This window comes from Mycobacteroides franklinii, from assembly GCF_002013895.1.
Classification (GTDB): Bacteria; Actinomycetota; Actinomycetes; order Mycobacteriales; family Mycobacteriaceae; genus Mycobacterium; species Mycobacterium franklinii.
Window position 1 is genome coordinate 201,603 of record NZ_MAFQ01000005.1, and the last position, 13,563, is coordinate 215,165.

Sequence of the window (13,563 nt, forward strand, 5' to 3'; positions counted from 1 at the left end):
TGCAATGACCAGTTCTGAAAAACCGAATGTTTCGCATGAGCCGGTTCTGCAGCTCACGGGCATCGAGCACAAGTACGGAACCGGCGATGCGGCCGTGCATGCACTGCGGGGCCTGGACCTGACGGTCAACCCCGGTGAGGTCGTGCTGGTTGTCGGCCCCTCGGGCGGCGGTAAGACCACCGCACTTTTGGTCATGGGGTTGCTGCTGACCCCGGCGGCGGGTGTGGTCAGGATCGGCGGCCAGAACGTGGGTGACCTGAGCGAGCGTGAACGCGCCCGAATCCGATTGGAAAAACTGGGATTCCTGTTCCAGGAGTACAACCTCCTGAATGCGTTGACGAGTGCGGAGAACGTGGCGCTGCCGTTGCGTTACGCCGGGGTGGGCAAGGCGGCGGCCGCGTCACGTGCCCGGGAACTTCTGGCGGAGCTCGGGCTGGCGCATCGGACCGATCACCGTCCCCCCGCGCTCTCAGGCGGGGAGAAGCAACGCGTCGCTGCCGCGCGGGCGCTGGCCGCGCGTCCGGGTCTGGTCCTGGCTGACGAACCAACCGCGAACCTGGATTCGGCCACCGGAAAGAAGGTGGCCGAGCAGCTTGCCGATGCGGCCAAGAGCCAAGGGGCGGCGGTGGTGATCGTGACTCACGACCTGCGCCTGACGGATATCGCGGATCGTGTGCTGCATCTTGAAGACGGTGTGCTGCTAGAGAAAGAGGACCAATGACCGAAACCCTGGCGCTTCCCGAAGATGCGGAAATCATCGGCGCGCTGCGAGAGGCACTGACCAAGCTGCTCCCCGAGGAAGATCTGGCTCAGGTCGATCTCGATGCCGTGGGTGCCGAAACTGCGCTGCTGAGCCTTCCCATCGACTCGGTGGTACTGATGGCGCTGATGAACGAGTTGGAAGACCGGTTCACGGTGTTCATCCCGGAAGAAGAAGCGTTTGCGTTCACTGTGGTGGGTGATGTCGGCACGTTCATCCGTCAGCGCCTGCGCGATAAGGCGAAACGCCGCGAACAGGCATGAGCGATCGCGCGATTCGCGAGCACATGACGGTCAACGCCCCGGCCACGGCCACGGGTGCGATCGACTATCCCGCGCTGCTTCGCTCAGATCTTGAGCAGATCGACTTCTATGATTCGCGAAGTCATCTGCATACGCTTTCGGGGAAAGATCTGGTGAACGCCATCCGGATTCGTGCCGCGGCGCTGGCGGAAAGTGGCCTGCGGCGCGGTGACCGGGTGGCCATGATCGCGGCGAGTGATGAAGAGTACCTGGCCACACTGCTGGCGGTGCTGTCGTTGGGCGCGGTACCGTGCGCGGTCGCGCCGCCGCCCACACCTTCGCGACCGGAATCGGCGGGAGTGGCGCACGTGCGTGCGGCGCTCGAGGTGTTGAATCCGGTCATGGTCATTGCGCAACCGCGGGTGGCCGTGGCTGTTGCGCATCCGAACGTGTTGGCGTACGGCGACCTTGTCGATGCGGATCCTATTGATTGGCAATTGCTTTCGTCAGCTTCTCCCGCGGATGCTCATCACATCCAGCTCACCTCAGGTTCCACGTCCGCACCAAAGGCAGTGCTGCTGACCCATGGCAACGTGGTCCATAATTCATGCGCAATCGCCTACGGCACAAGAGCATTGCGTGGCCAAGATCGGGTATTCAGCTGGCTGCCCCTCTATCACGATATGGGCTTCATCCAAGTGCTGGCCGCACTTCTCTACGGTCTTCGGGTGGGGGTGATGACCCCGATGGGATTCTTGCGCGATCCGACGTCATGGATACGGCACATGTCCCACCACGGATCGACCCACACCGCAGGTCCACCGTTCGCGTATCGGGCCGTGTCGGATGCGATCGGACGTGGCGGCGTGCCCGCCGACGTGGACTTGTCCGCACTGCGTCACGCCTACGTGGGTGCCGAGCCCATTCCGTACGCGGTGCTGCGTGAGGTCACCGAACGACTTGCTCCGCTGGGAATGCGGTCAGATGCCTTGGTGCCGTGCTACGGCATGGCGGAAACCGTGCTTGCGACAAGTATTGCACTGCAGTCGCATTCGCCAGAAGGAACGTCCTTCGGTAGGGTGCGCGGCGAACAGAATCCGGAGGACGATCAGCTCGTGGTGTCCTGCGGGCGGGTGGTCGACGGCCTGCGGCTGCAAATCCTTTCGCCCGAAGGAGAATTGCTTCCCGACGGGGCCGTCGGCGATGTTCAGGTGAGTGGGCCGTCGGTGATGTTGGGCTACTTGAGCCCCGGCGGTGGGGTGGTCGCGCCCGAGGGTGGATGGCACGACACCGGAGACCGCGGCTTCCTCGCCGAGGGTGAGCTGTTCGTCGTGGGCCGTCGCAAAGAGATGCTCATCGTGCGGGGACGCAACTTCCCGCCCTATGACGTGGAGCGGGAGATCGACGGTTTATCCGGCGCGGGAGGGGTTTCCGTGGTGTTCTCCCTGCACGATGAGCAGCGTGCCCGCGAATCGGTGATTGCCGTCGTGGGAACCCGGGCGGCGGCCGACGAGTATGACGAGCTTCGGGCACGTATCGCCGGCGGTGTCCGTGCCGCTTTCGGGTTCTCCCTTGATGAGGTTCTGGTGGTCCCGGCCCGCACGATCCCGCGGACCACCAGCGGCAAGCGCCAGCGGCTCAAGGTGCGTGAGGCGTATCGGACGGGGCAGCTGGTACAGACTGGAGGTTGACGTGTCACAAATGTGTGACGCCGTGGTGATTGGCGCGGGGCAATCGGGCCTGGCAGCCGGGAAAGCATTGCTTGACAGGGGCTTACACCCGATCCTTTTGGAGGCGGATAACGGGCTGGGAGGCGCGTGGAAGCACTACTACGACAGCCTCGCCCTGTTCAGTCCGGCGCGGTACTCCGGCATGATGGGTATGCCGTTCCCGGGCGATCCCGATCGTTATCCGGTGCGAGACGAGGTCATCGCGTATCTGCGTGACTACGCGACGCGGCTTGATGCCGAGATTCGGTCGGAATGCCGCGTGGTGCGAGTCGGCGCGGATGTACACGGTTACTCGGTACTGACCGATGACGGTGACGTACTCGTGTCGCCGATCTTGATCGTGGCTACCGGTACGTACGGAAACCCGTATGTTCCCCCGGTTTCCGGGGCCGAATCATTTTCGGGACGTCAGTTACATGCCGGACAGTATCGAGCGGCGGCACCGTTCGCCGGTGAGCGCGTGGTGGTGGTAGGAGCGGGAAACTCGGCAGTGCAGATCGCGGTGGAACTTGCAGAAACGGCGGCGGTCACGCTGGCTACCCGCGGTCGCCCACGCGTGGTACCACAACGTCCACTGGGGTTCGATATGCATTTCTGGTATGCCAGAACGGGTTTGGATACCGCCCCTGTCGGGTCTTGGCTACCCCGTCGGCCCAACGCGCCGGTGTTCGATGACGGCCGGTATCGGGCGGCGATCGGTGCGAGATGCCCCGATCGCCGAAAGATGTTCATACGCTTCGACAATGATGCGGTGGTCTGGGCCGACGGCACAGTCGAATCTGTCGACACGATCGTATGGGCGACGGGATATCGGCCAGACGTCGGCTATCTGGCAGGCTTGGGCGTGCTCGACACCAAAGGTGTTCCGCGCCATCGGAACGGGATAGCGATCTCGCGCCAGGGTTTGGGATACGTCGGGCTGGAGTGGCAGCGATCGCTGTCCTCAGCGACACTGCGAGGAGTCGGGCGAGACGCCGTCTTCGTCGTCGACCGCTTGCTGCGTCAACAGTCCCGACGCTATCCGTCCACACCGAATAGCTTGGCGCCATTGCGGTAGAGGACGTCCCGCATCCAGTCCTCGTCGATGCCCGGCATGGACTGCATTGCGGTAATGGCCTCGGCATATCCGTAGGGGATGTTGGGGAAGTCGCTGCCGAAGTAGATCTTGTGGCCCAGATCGACAAGCCGGGGGTAGTCGGCGGGTGGGAAGGGCGCCTTCTCGTTGGAGAAGGCGGTGAAGGCCATGGTGGTATCGAGCCGAACTTCGTCGTACTGCTGGGCGAGATCGAGGAAATCGCTGTACTCGGGCATTCCCATGTGGGCGACGATCAGGCGCAAGCGAGGGAATTGTGTGAGAAGGGCCCTGATTCGATCGGGGCCGGTGAATTCACCCGGTGCTGGACCCGACCCGCAATGGATCACGACGGGAACGCCGGCGTCCTCGATGAGACCCCATGCCGGAACAAGTAGAGGATCAGTGGGGGAGAAGGCCCCCACTTGAATGTGGACCTTGAATACGCCGGCACCCGCTTCGATGGCGTCGCGCACGTAGTCGGCGGCCTCGGGCTCGGGGAACAGGGTGGCGGTGTGGACGCAGTCCGGTGTCTGCTCCGCGAACTGGCCGGCCCATTGGTTCAACCAGGCCGCCATCTGAGGCTTGTGCGGATAGACCAACGAGGTGAAGCGCAGTACTCCGAACTCGCGCAACGTCGCGACCCGCTGGGACTCCTCGGCACGGTAGGTGATGGGCCAGGGGCGCCCAACCAGTGGGCCGGCCGAGTCGAAGTACGCCCACACCTTGTCCATGACGGATTTCGGCATGAAGTGGGTGTGCACGTCCACGATGCCGGGAATTTCCAGCTGCTGCCAGATCTGTCTGACGGGCGTCGGGTCGAAGGCTGAAACGGGCATGCGCCTATCTATATCAATCGATCGACGCCGCTGAACCAGGCCCGACGAAATATACCCCCTATGGGTACTTGCCAATCCGGACGACCCGATGCTACGTTCGGTCTGGTCAGATACCCCCATGGGGTATGGAAAGGAATGGACAAATGACAGCGTCGGAAACCTACGACTGGAACCTGAAGGGTGACTGGTTCGATGTGTGCAGTTGCAAGCTGCCGTGCCCGTGCAGCTTCGCGCAGGAACCCACCCACGGTGACTGCCTGTTCACCCTGGTGTGGCATGTCAGCGAGGGGCACTGGGGCGATGTGGATTTGACCGGCCTGGGCGTGATCGCCCAGGGAGAGTTTCAGGGGAACATGTGGATCGGCGATCCGGACGCGACCATGAAGCTGATGTTCTACATCGACGAGGATGCCGACGCCCGGCAGCGCATCGCGCTTGAACGCATCTTCACCGGCAAGGAAGGCGGCTGGCCGGCCGAGTTCGCGAGTCTCATCGAGGAGTTGCGCGGTATCGAATACGTTCCGATCAACTTCGACAAGGCTGACGATCTCACGAGCTGGAGTGCACAGATTCCGGGCAAGGTGGATCTGCACGTCGAGGCGTTGACCGGCCCGACCGCCGACCCCAGTCGGCGGGTCACCACCGCGAACGCGCCGGGTGCGGAAGTTGGACCGGGTCAGGTCGCGACCTGGGGTGTAGTCACGAAGGATCACTCCGTCGGGTTCGAATGGTCGCACGAGCACCGTGGCGGATCCAGTAAGCACTTCCCGTTCGACTGGCGCCCCGACGGCACGGCGCCACAGGTCAGCGAGGAATTGGCCGAGGCCCAGCAGGGCGGCTGCTGCTGTTCACACTGAGCGAAGCCGGACCGCACCCGATATCGGATTTCGGGTGCGGTCCACGCCGTCCAGCAGAGCTTGATCTCAAGTCCAGTTGAGGATTTAGCGTCGCGGGTATGACCTTTAGACCTGATGAGATCGCATTCATGAGGCAAGCCGACCTCGGCAGGCTTGCCACGATTCAACCCGACGGCACACCCCAGGTGAGTCCGGTTGGATTCTCGTACAACGAGCAACTCGGGACGATAGACGTATCCGGATACAACATGAGTCGAAGCCGTAAGTACCGCAACATCATCCACAACGACAAGGTCGCGTTCGTTGTGGATGACATCCCGTCCCGAGACCCCTGGCGGGTGCGCTGTTTGGAGATACGCGGGACGGCCCAATCCGCCGTAGGCCCAGTGGCTCGCGGTGCCGCCGGCGACGAGCTGGATACCGCGATCATCCGCATCACCCCCAGCCGGATCATCAGCTTCGGTATCGACGACCCCGACACGGATCCGCACCTGCTCGCAGTCGACAACCGCGATGCCTAAGGGCACCCGTCGCACCCCGGGAATGAAGTAGGGGCGTTAGGTCTTCAATGGATACGTGAACATCGACTTGACCGGTAAGACAGCGCTAGTAACGGGATCCACGCAGGGCATCGGACTCGAGATCGTCCGGCAGCTCGCGGCCAGCGGCGCACGTGCGGTGGTGAACGGGCGCTCTCAAGAGCGTGTCGACGCGGCGGTCGCCGAGGTTGGGCTTCAGCACGGGAGCGTCATCGGCGTGGCCGCCGACGTTTCCACCGCTGAGGGCGTTGACCTGCTCCGCGAGCAGCTCCCCGAGGTGGACATTCTGGTCAACAATCTGGGCATATTCGGCGCCATACCGGCGCGCGAGATCACCGATGAGCAATGGCGGAACTACTTCGAAGTGAATGTGTTGTCCGCGGTACGTCTCATTCGGGCATACCTGCCGGGGATGGTCGACGCAGCCTGGGGTCGCATCATCCAGATCGCCAGTGATTCGGCGATCGTCATTCCGCAGGAAATGATCCACTACGGCGTCTCCAAGACAGCACTGCTGGGAGTGACGCGTGGATTCGCGAAGGACGCCGCGGGCTCGGGTGTCACGGTCAACTCGGTGATCGCTGGGCCCACACACACCGCGGGCGTGGAAGACTTCGTGTATCAGCTCGTCGACAAGTCGCTGCCGTGGGACGAGGCACAGCGTGAATTCATGAAGAAGCATCGGCCGCAATCGCTGTTGCAGCGTTTGATCGAGCCGGTGGAGATTGCCAATCTTGTGGTTTATCTCAGTTCTCCATTGGCATCTGCGACCACCGGCGCTGCGGTTCGTGCCGACGGCGGCTACGTCGACTCGATCCTGCCCTAGCCATTCAGGCTTGCATCACAAAGAAGGGCCGCTTCCGTAGGCTGATCCGGAAGCGGCCCTTGGTCTTTGCGTCTTAGTTGATGCCACCGATGTACTGGCCGCTGGGCGGCGGGGTGAAGCGCATCTGCGGACCCGAGTTGTTCATCGCGTACTGCCCGGTGCCCAGCCGAGCATGATCCCGGTTGCCGCCCCCGCTGCCGTTGTTACCGGCACCGGCGACGACAGCTGAGGTGGGGCTGCTCGTCAGTTCGATGGCGGCGTGGGTGGGCACCAGGATCGCCAGACCGATACCGACCACGGCGACAACCCGGCGAACGTTGGTTGATATTGCTTGCGAGGTTCCGGCGATAGCGGTCATTTTCTCTGCGCTCCAATGCTTTTGAAGATCCTCTTGCGATGCCTCTAACAACATGAGCGCCGTCTGGTGCCATCCTGAAGTGCCTGTGATAACTCAGTCAGTCCGATGCGGAATAAACGCGTCGGCCGGACCGCTGGGCATTGCAAGACAGTCGAATACGCCAACGCGAACCCTGGCTCGGTCGTGTGACCGGGCGGGTCCGCGTTGGCGTGTGATGGCTCAGTTGTATGAGGGGCACGAGATGTCGACGTACACCGTCGAGAAGGCGGTTGCCCCGCGCAGCCCTTCGATTCCGGTCACCACACATTCAGACAACGGCGCCGTCGGAATTCCATTCAGCTGGACCGTGTAGCCCTGTGCCTGCAACTTGTCCACGGTGTCCGATGCCGACGATCCGCCGCCGCCGGCAGCAGAGGCCTGAGCGCCGAAGGTGACTGAGGCCACGGCCATGGCGCCGAGTGCGGCCAGTGCCACCAGGAAGGAAACTGCCGACCGGATGGCCGATCGAGTGAGGGAGGCGATGCGGGTGTTCATGGCAGTTTCCTTTGTCGTGAGGTAGAGCAATTAAGTGCTAACGCTTGAGGCAACTTCTATCCATTAGCGAGTATTTCTCTCCGCACTGTTAGATAGGCCACATGGTTACAAGTGGCGCTATCCATTAGGAGAGCTAGAGTCGGGGGATGGATACGAGCACGTCGGGCACGATCGCCGCCATATTGGGTGAGCCGCTTCCCGTCGAGCTGATGAACACCATTCGTGGTGGTCGGGGGGATGTTCGGGATGCCCTGGACACCGACGAGGCTGTGTACGAATGGCTCGAAGTGATGGCGGATCGAATCCTTGCCGAATCGGGCGCGCACACCATTGCCTTCTCGCTGGAGGACGCGCGGTTGGTTGCCGATGATCTCAGGGCACTGCGTGACGCGCTGCGGAGTCTGGCTGCCGAAATCACCGAGGATCCGCGGCCGTCGACATCCGCGATGACACACACCCAGGCTGTGGCGACGGTCAACATGCTCGCGAATGCCCGCGCCGAGTTGGTGTGGCCCGTCGATGGAGAGCCGATCCGGGCGGCGACTGTACGCGGGTCGCAGGCGCGGCTGGCCGTGGGGCTGATAGCGCGTCAGGCGATCGACTTCTTGGGTGGCCCAACACGCCACCAGTTGCGTGCTTGCCTAGGCCCGCACTGCGTGCTGTTCTTCGTCAAGGAACACCCCAGGCGGGAATGGTGCACGCCGAAATGCGGCAACCGGGCGCGGGTCAAGCGGCACTATGACCGCCACGCCGCGGCCGGGTCCTGATGGTCAGCCGTTCTCGGGGACCGCGCGCCGCTTCTCCAGGTACACCTTGGCGGCCGTGGCCGCTGCGGGCAGGGTCGACAAGATGGCGATGATCAGGATGATGATGTCCAGGTGTTCGCCGACGAAGGCGATATTGCCCAGAAAGTAGCCGATCATCGTCAGGCCGATACCCCAGGCGGCGCTGCCAATGGCGTTGTACAGCAGGAATATTGGATAACGCATGCCCGACATGCCCGCGATCACGGGGGTGAAGGTCCGCACCACGCCGATGAACTGTGCAACCAGAAGCGTCTTGGGTCCGTGTTTGTCGAAGAACTCGCGGGAGGCGGTCAGATAGCGCTGTTTGAAGAAGCGCGCGTCTTCCTTCTTGAACAGCGCCGGACCGAGTCGACGTCCGATGAAGTACCCGCACTGGCTGCCCAGCAGCGCGGCCACTGCGGCACACGGAGCCAACACCTGGATCGCGACGGGGGAGTTGGGCTGAGCGGCAATCAGTCCCGCGGAGAACAGCAGGGTGTCTCCGGGCAGGAACGGGAAGAGCAGGCCCGTCTCGATGAAGACGATGACCATGACACCGGCCAGCACGGCGCCACCGAACAGACCGCCCTCGCCCAGCCAGTACATCGGATCCATGACGTCCGCGGGCGCCAGACCCATGTCCATGGCTGGAAGCTAGCTACGGAACATTGCTGGACAGGAAACAACACGAGAACCCCACCTGGCGAAGTGCCCGTCACGGCACTTTGAGCGCTCACGGGTTACCGGACCGCCGGTGGTGATAACAGCGCGCGCACCTCCTCATCGGAGACCTGGTGAAAGTCTTGATAGGCGTCGCCCACGGCCTGAAATCGGGACGGGCACGACGCGACGACGAAATCATCCACCAGGGAACCGAATCGGCGGAACGCCGAGCGCGGGGCTACCGGAACCGCCGCCACCACTCGTGCCGGTAATGCCCTCCTGATGGTCAACAACGCCACGCGCATGGTCGCGCCGGTAGCGATCCCGTCATCGACGAGAATCACCGTCTTGTCTTTGATTTCGGTGCCGTGATGGGTCAGGTACAGCCGTTCGCGGCGGGCCAGTTCGCGCCACTCGCGGGCGGTGACGTCGCGGAGTTGTTCCGGAGTGATGTCCATGGTGCGCACGATGTCGTCGTCGACGACCACTTCGCCTCCGCTGGCAATGGCCCCCATCGCATACTCGTCGTGTCCCGGTACCCCGAGCTTGCGTACGACCAGCACCTCAAGCGGGACTCTCAGAGCTGTTGCGATCTCTCGCCCGACGGGTATTCCGCCACGCGGCAATGCGAGGACCACCACGTCTTGCGTCTTGTAGGGCGCAAGGATGCCCGCCAGCACGCGGCCGGCGTCCTGGCGATCACTGAACATCCGATGTGTGTGTGACATGGGAACGTTCCTGGCTGGTTGCCTGGATATCTCCATCTTCCGGCTGGGCCAGTGTGCTGACAACCGTTGATCTCTGGACGCCCTCGAACAACTTGGTGCGAATGGTCGACACGGAGTGCGGAAGCCAGACGGCTTGAATGGGAACCAAAGGAGGATTGACGATCTCGATCACCCGCACCTTGCGGTGATAGAGGTCCCCGGGGTCGTCGGTGACGAAGGCGCAGTGATCGGGGTGCGCGAGCACAGCCGTGTGCGGTGGAGTGCCTTGTACCGGATTGATCAGCAGGCGGGGCTCGAAACCGCTTCGGCGGCAGTGTGAAACCAATAGGTCGGTGTAAAAGGAATGACGCGGCGGAGCCCACACCACGATGGGGTACTCGGCGATTTCGGCAATGTTGACACGCTCCTGTGCGGCGAGCGGGTGCGACTGCACGACGGCGATACGCAGTGGTTGGTAGAGCAGAGTGTCGGTGGCCAAGTCGGTGGGCATATCGATCCCGCGGCGTAACGCCAGGTCAAGCGAGCCATCGAGCAGACCATCGCGCATGGTGCTCGGAAAGACCTGTCGCACGGTGATCGACACCGCGGGGTCGCTGGTGACCGCCGGCTCGATGATCCGGTAGACCTCTTCTCCGGAAATGGCGGGCGAATGCCCAATGACAAAGGCCCGCTGTGGATCTGAGAGGTTGCGTGTGGCGTTGGCCAGCACGCGTATCCCGGCGAGAAGCGGTTTTGCGCCGGTATACAGCTCGTGACCGGCGTCGGTCAGCTGCAGGCTGCGTTGCGCACGCGAAAACAGCGCGACACCGAGATCTCGTTCCAGTTGACGTATTGCCGACGATAACGCCTGCTGGGTGATGAATAGCTGCGCCGCGGCGGCCGCCAGCGTCGGGGCCTCTGCGGCCACCACGAACTGAAACAATCGCCGGGAATCCAGCAAGTCTGCCAGCGAACTACCCTCGGCCATCCCGCTCATCTGCAATGACAACTCCTACTTGTGTTTATACAAGAATAATGTGGTTTGCCCTTGTGCTAGCTAAACCTACGATTTTGTATGGAGATGTGGGTAACCATGGAGCCCACTCGCAAAGGACGACTCCACGCAGGAAAAGGGAGATAATCGAGTGACGGATCATTCACTAAATGGTAAGACAGTACTCATCACAGGTGGTGGCAAGAATCTGGGTGGGCTGATCGCTCGGGATCTCGCCGCCAACGGAGCCGGGGCAGTCGCGATCCACTACAACAGCCCGTCGAGCAAGGATGCCGCGGACGAAACCGTGGCCGCCATCCAGGCGACCGGCGCCAAGGCGGTGGCGTTCCAGGGCGACCTGACCACTGGAGACGCGGTAAGCAAACTCTTCGCGGATACCGTTGCCGCGGTGGGCCGGCCCGATATTGCGATCAACACGGTCGGCAAGGTGATCAAGAAGCCGTTCACCGAAATCACCGAGGAAGAGTACGACTCGGCCAGTGCGGTCAATGCCAAATCGGCGTTCCTGTTCCTCAAGGAGGCGGGGAAACATGTCAACGACAACGGCAAGATCGTCACGCTCGTGACATCACTGCTGGGCGCCTACACCCCCTTCTATGCGGCATACGCGGGAACCAAGGCACCCGTCGAACACTTCACCCGTGCCGCCTCGAAGGAATATGGGGAGCGCGGTATTTCGGTGACAGCGGTAGGGCCGGGCCCGATGGACACGCCCTTCTTCTACCCCGCGGAGGGTGAAGATGCCGTGGCGTACCACAAGACTGCCGCCGCGCTGTCTCCGTTCTCCAAAACCGGACTCACCGATATCGAGGACATCGCCCCGTTCATCCGGTTCCTGGTCAGCGACGGCTGGTGGATCACCGGGCAGACCATCCTGATCAACGGCGGCTACACCACCAAGTAGTCACTGTTGCGATAGCGACTCCGTCCGGGACGTCGGAGTCGCTGGAGCTGGCCGCCGTACGTACTTGGTGAGTAAGACACTCGCCAATGCGACGGCGGCCAGTTCTGTCAGCACACTGATCACCGCATACGGAGCCGGGGTCCAACCGCGTTCGGAGAAGCCGAACAGGCCGACGGTGCGGGACAGCGCGAACGCCACGAGTGCCCCGGCCGAGCCCAGACCTGCCGCCGCGACCGTCCAATCGGGTGCACCCACCACGATCAGGACGGCCATCGCGAAGAAGGCGGCGGCCTGCACCAGGAACGCGGGGCCGATGGTCGGAATATGTTGGTAACCATGCATATACAGGTATGCGTGAGCATATCCGCTGACGGCCAACGCCATGGCCAGCGCGAGACGATACGTGATGTTCATGTCAGCTTGTCCTCCTTGATGGCAAGGGCCTGGCTGCCCTTCAGGTAGCTCACCTCGCGGATGCCGAGGATGTCGTGCAGTTGACCGGCGGGCAGCGTCACCGGCTTGGGGGCCGGGCCGTCGCCCGGTTTGGGCAGGGGGTACGCCGTTGTGGTCCCGCTGTAGAAGGTGATGTTTCCTTCGGTCTTGGTAAACAATTGGTGCACATGGCCGTTCAGGCATGTCACCGATGCGAACCGCTTCATGTAGCTCAGGGCCTGCGCGGAATCGTCGGTACCCCAGCCCCATTCGGGATACATGGCGAACAGTGGGATGTGGCTGAACACGATGATCGGGGTGTCCGAGGAAAGGGAAGCAAGGTCCCTTTCGATGAACTCCAGCTGGTCGTTGCCCAGATGCCCGAGCTTCTTCAGGTTGAGGGTGTTGACCAGTCCGATGACGTGCACCCCCGCGATGTCGAAGCTGTACCACCCGTCGCCGCGGGTGCCATTGCCGAATACGTTGCGATACTTCTGCCCGGCATCGTCGACCGAATCATGTTCTCCCGGAACCGTGAACACGTGTGGTGTGCTGAGTCCGGACAGCATCTGTTTGACCTGATCGAACTGTGCATCGGTGGCCAGATGCGTGAGATCGCCGGTGTGAATCACGAAATCCGGGGTGTAGCCCAGATTGTTGATCTGGTTGATCGCATGGCCAAAGGAATCGACGACGTTCGAGTTGGCCGTCCCGTTGAATCCGATATGACTGTCACTGATCTGCGCGAAGCGCAGTGTTGGGCGTGTGGTCGCGGCAGCTTGCGAACCCGCCACATGCGAGATCACCTCCCCACCAGCCACTGTCAACGCGACGGCGGCACCGAACCAGGCGGTGTGCCGAATCAGCTGGCGGCGGGACATGTGTTGCGGATCTTGTTCGTCGGTCATTGCACTACCACCGTCGCCTTCATGAATGGATGAATCCCGCACACGTACTTGTAGGTGCCCGCCTTGGTGAACTGGTAGGAGAACGTGCCCTGCGCGTCCATCCCGGGTGAGCGGAACGCGCCGTCCTCGGACACCACGTTGTGGGGCTCTTCGTCTTTGTTGGTCCAGGTGACGGTGGTGCCCGCGGGCACGGTCAACGTGGGGGGATTGAAGGCGAAGTTCTCGATGTTGACCGCGGGTCCCGTCGGGGCCGGGGCTGAGGGAGCGCCTGTGGTTGTCGGCATAGAAGTCATGCCCGGCATTCCCGACATGGCGTGACCCTGCATGCCCGGCGTCCCACTGGCATCGGAGGCGACCGTGATGGACAGCGGTGCATCCGGTGTCGTGCCGGC

18 protein-coding genes are annotated in these 13,563 nt (G+C 62.6%); 9 read left to right on the forward strand and 9 right to left on the reverse strand.

Going from position 1 to position 13,563, the window contains the following annotated elements; translation table 11 throughout:
* Positions 1 to 4 precede the first annotated feature (4 nt).
* From B4393_RS07845 to B4393_RS07860, 4 genes are read left to right on the forward strand one after another with little or no spacing between them, the layout of a single operon-like run.
* Positions 5 to 721 carry an ABC transporter ATP-binding protein gene (locus tag B4393_RS07845; RefSeq protein ID WP_078333646.1) on the forward strand — a complete coding sequence of 239 codons (717 nt, stop codon included), beginning with the start codon at positions 5 to 7 and terminating at the stop codon, positions 719 to 721.
* Positions 718 to 1,023 (forward strand): acyl carrier protein, encoded by a 306-nt coding sequence (locus B4393_RS07850; RefSeq protein ID WP_070937874.1) that lies wholly within the window; start codon positions 718 to 720, stop codon positions 1,021 to 1,023. The genes B4393_RS07845 and B4393_RS07850 overlap by 4 nt, the downstream gene beginning before the upstream one ends.
* Positions 1,024 to 1,046: 23 nt before the next feature.
* A complete protein-coding gene (locus B4393_RS07855) occupies positions 1,047 to 2,693 on the forward strand; it encodes an AMP-binding protein (RefSeq protein WP_078333967.1) in 1,647 nt (548 codons plus the stop codon).
* A gap of 10 nt (positions 2,694 to 2,703) precedes the next feature.
* Entirely contained in the window at positions 2,704 to 3,789 is a 1,086-nt protein-coding gene (locus B4393_RS07860) for a flavin-containing monooxygenase (RefSeq protein ID WP_078333647.1), read from the forward strand.
* Here B4393_RS07860 and B4393_RS07865 read toward each other — a convergent pair.
* Positions 3,750 to 4,643, reverse strand: a complete 894-nt coding sequence (locus tag B4393_RS07865) for an amidohydrolase family protein (protein ID WP_078333648.1) — start codon at positions 4,641 to 4,643, stop codon at positions 3,750 to 3,752. The two genes, B4393_RS07860 and B4393_RS07865, sit on opposite strands and share 40 nt — an antisense overlap.
* Before the next feature lie 143 nt (positions 4,644 to 4,786).
* Here B4393_RS07865 and B4393_RS07870 point away from each other — a divergent pair, with 143 nt between their 5' ends.
* From B4393_RS07870 to B4393_RS07880, 3 genes are all read left to right on the forward strand, one after another.
* Positions 4,787 to 5,500, forward strand: coding sequence for a DUF1326 domain-containing protein (locus B4393_RS07870; RefSeq protein WP_078333649.1), 714 nt, complete (start codon positions 4,787 to 4,789; stop codon positions 5,498 to 5,500).
* A gap of 98 nt (positions 5,501 to 5,598) precedes the next feature.
* On the forward strand, positions 5,599 to 6,021 hold the full coding sequence (locus B4393_RS07875) for a PPOX class F420-dependent oxidoreductase (protein ID WP_078333650.1): 423 nt from the start codon (positions 5,599 to 5,601) through the stop codon (positions 6,019 to 6,021).
* Positions 6,022 to 6,076: 55 nt separating this feature from the next.
* Positions 6,077 to 6,865: an SDR family NAD(P)-dependent oxidoreductase gene (locus tag B4393_RS07880; RefSeq protein WP_078333651.1), complete on the forward strand. Its 789-nt coding sequence runs from the start codon at positions 6,077 to 6,079 to the stop codon at positions 6,863 to 6,865.
* Between the two features lie 73 nt (positions 6,866 to 6,938).
* Here B4393_RS07880 and B4393_RS07885 read toward each other — a convergent pair whose 3' ends face one another.
* Together B4393_RS07885 and B4393_RS07890 are read right to left on the reverse strand one after the other, a co-directional pair.
* Positions 6,939 to 7,223, reverse strand: coding sequence for a hypothetical protein (locus B4393_RS07885; RefSeq protein WP_078333652.1), 285 nt, complete (start codon positions 7,221 to 7,223; stop codon positions 6,939 to 6,941).
* 219 nt (positions 7,224 to 7,442) lie between these two features.
* The gene (locus B4393_RS07890; RefSeq protein WP_078333653.1) at positions 7,443 to 7,757 is read right to left on the reverse strand and encodes a hypothetical protein; all 315 of its coding nucleotides are present in this window, start codon (positions 7,755 to 7,757) and stop codon (positions 7,443 to 7,445) included.
* A gap of 146 nt (positions 7,758 to 7,903) precedes the next feature.
* Here B4393_RS07890 and B4393_RS07895 point away from each other — a divergent pair, with 146 nt between their 5' ends.
* Positions 7,904 to 8,524, forward strand: a complete 621-nt coding sequence (locus tag B4393_RS07895) for a CGNR zinc finger domain-containing protein (RefSeq protein ID WP_078333654.1) — start codon at positions 7,904 to 7,906, stop codon at positions 8,522 to 8,524.
* 3 nt (positions 8,525 to 8,527) lie between these two features.
* Here the strand turns inward: B4393_RS07895 and B4393_RS07900 are convergent, their stop codons facing one another.
* The 3 genes from B4393_RS07900 to B4393_RS07910 form a co-directional block, all read right to left on the reverse strand.
* Positions 8,528 to 9,187: a DedA family protein gene (locus B4393_RS07900; protein ID WP_070937883.1), complete on the reverse strand. Its 660-nt coding sequence runs from the start codon at positions 9,185 to 9,187 to the stop codon at positions 8,528 to 8,530.
* Between the two features lie 95 nt (positions 9,188 to 9,282).
* Positions 9,283 to 9,915 (reverse strand): phosphoribosyltransferase, encoded by a 633-nt coding sequence (locus B4393_RS07905; RefSeq protein WP_078333655.1) that lies wholly within the window; start codon positions 9,913 to 9,915, stop codon positions 9,283 to 9,285.
* Entirely contained in the window at positions 9,905 to 10,909 is a 1,005-nt protein-coding gene (locus B4393_RS07910) for a LysR family transcriptional regulator (RefSeq protein ID WP_078333656.1), read from the reverse strand. The genes B4393_RS07905 and B4393_RS07910 overlap by 11 nt, the downstream gene beginning before the upstream one ends.
* A gap of 148 nt (positions 10,910 to 11,057) precedes the next feature.
* On the opposite strand from B4393_RS07910, the gene B4393_RS07915 reads away from it, so the two are divergent.
* Positions 11,058 to 11,831 (forward strand): SDR family oxidoreductase, encoded by a 774-nt coding sequence (locus B4393_RS07915; RefSeq protein WP_043080237.1) that lies wholly within the window; start codon positions 11,058 to 11,060, stop codon positions 11,829 to 11,831.
* Here B4393_RS07915 and B4393_RS07920 read toward each other — a convergent pair whose 3' ends face one another.
* From B4393_RS07920 to B4393_RS28050, 3 genes are read right to left on the reverse strand one after another with little or no spacing between them, the layout of a single operon-like run.
* On the reverse strand, positions 11,832 to 12,245 hold the full coding sequence (locus tag B4393_RS07920; protein WP_078333657.1) for a hypothetical protein: 414 nt from the start codon (positions 12,243 to 12,245) through the stop codon (positions 11,832 to 11,834).
* Entirely contained in the window at positions 12,242 to 13,171 is a 930-nt protein-coding gene (locus B4393_RS07925) for a metallophosphoesterase family protein (protein ID WP_078333658.1), read from the reverse strand. Before B4393_RS07925 ends, B4393_RS07920 begins: the two co-directional genes overlap by 4 nt.
* Positions 13,168 to 13,362 (reverse strand): plastocyanin/azurin family copper-binding protein, encoded by a 195-nt coding sequence (locus B4393_RS28050; protein WP_236737595.1) that lies wholly within the window; start codon positions 13,360 to 13,362, stop codon positions 13,168 to 13,170. The genes B4393_RS07925 and B4393_RS28050 overlap by 4 nt, the downstream gene beginning before the upstream one ends.
* Between the last annotated feature and the right edge of the window lie 201 nt (positions 13,363 to 13,563).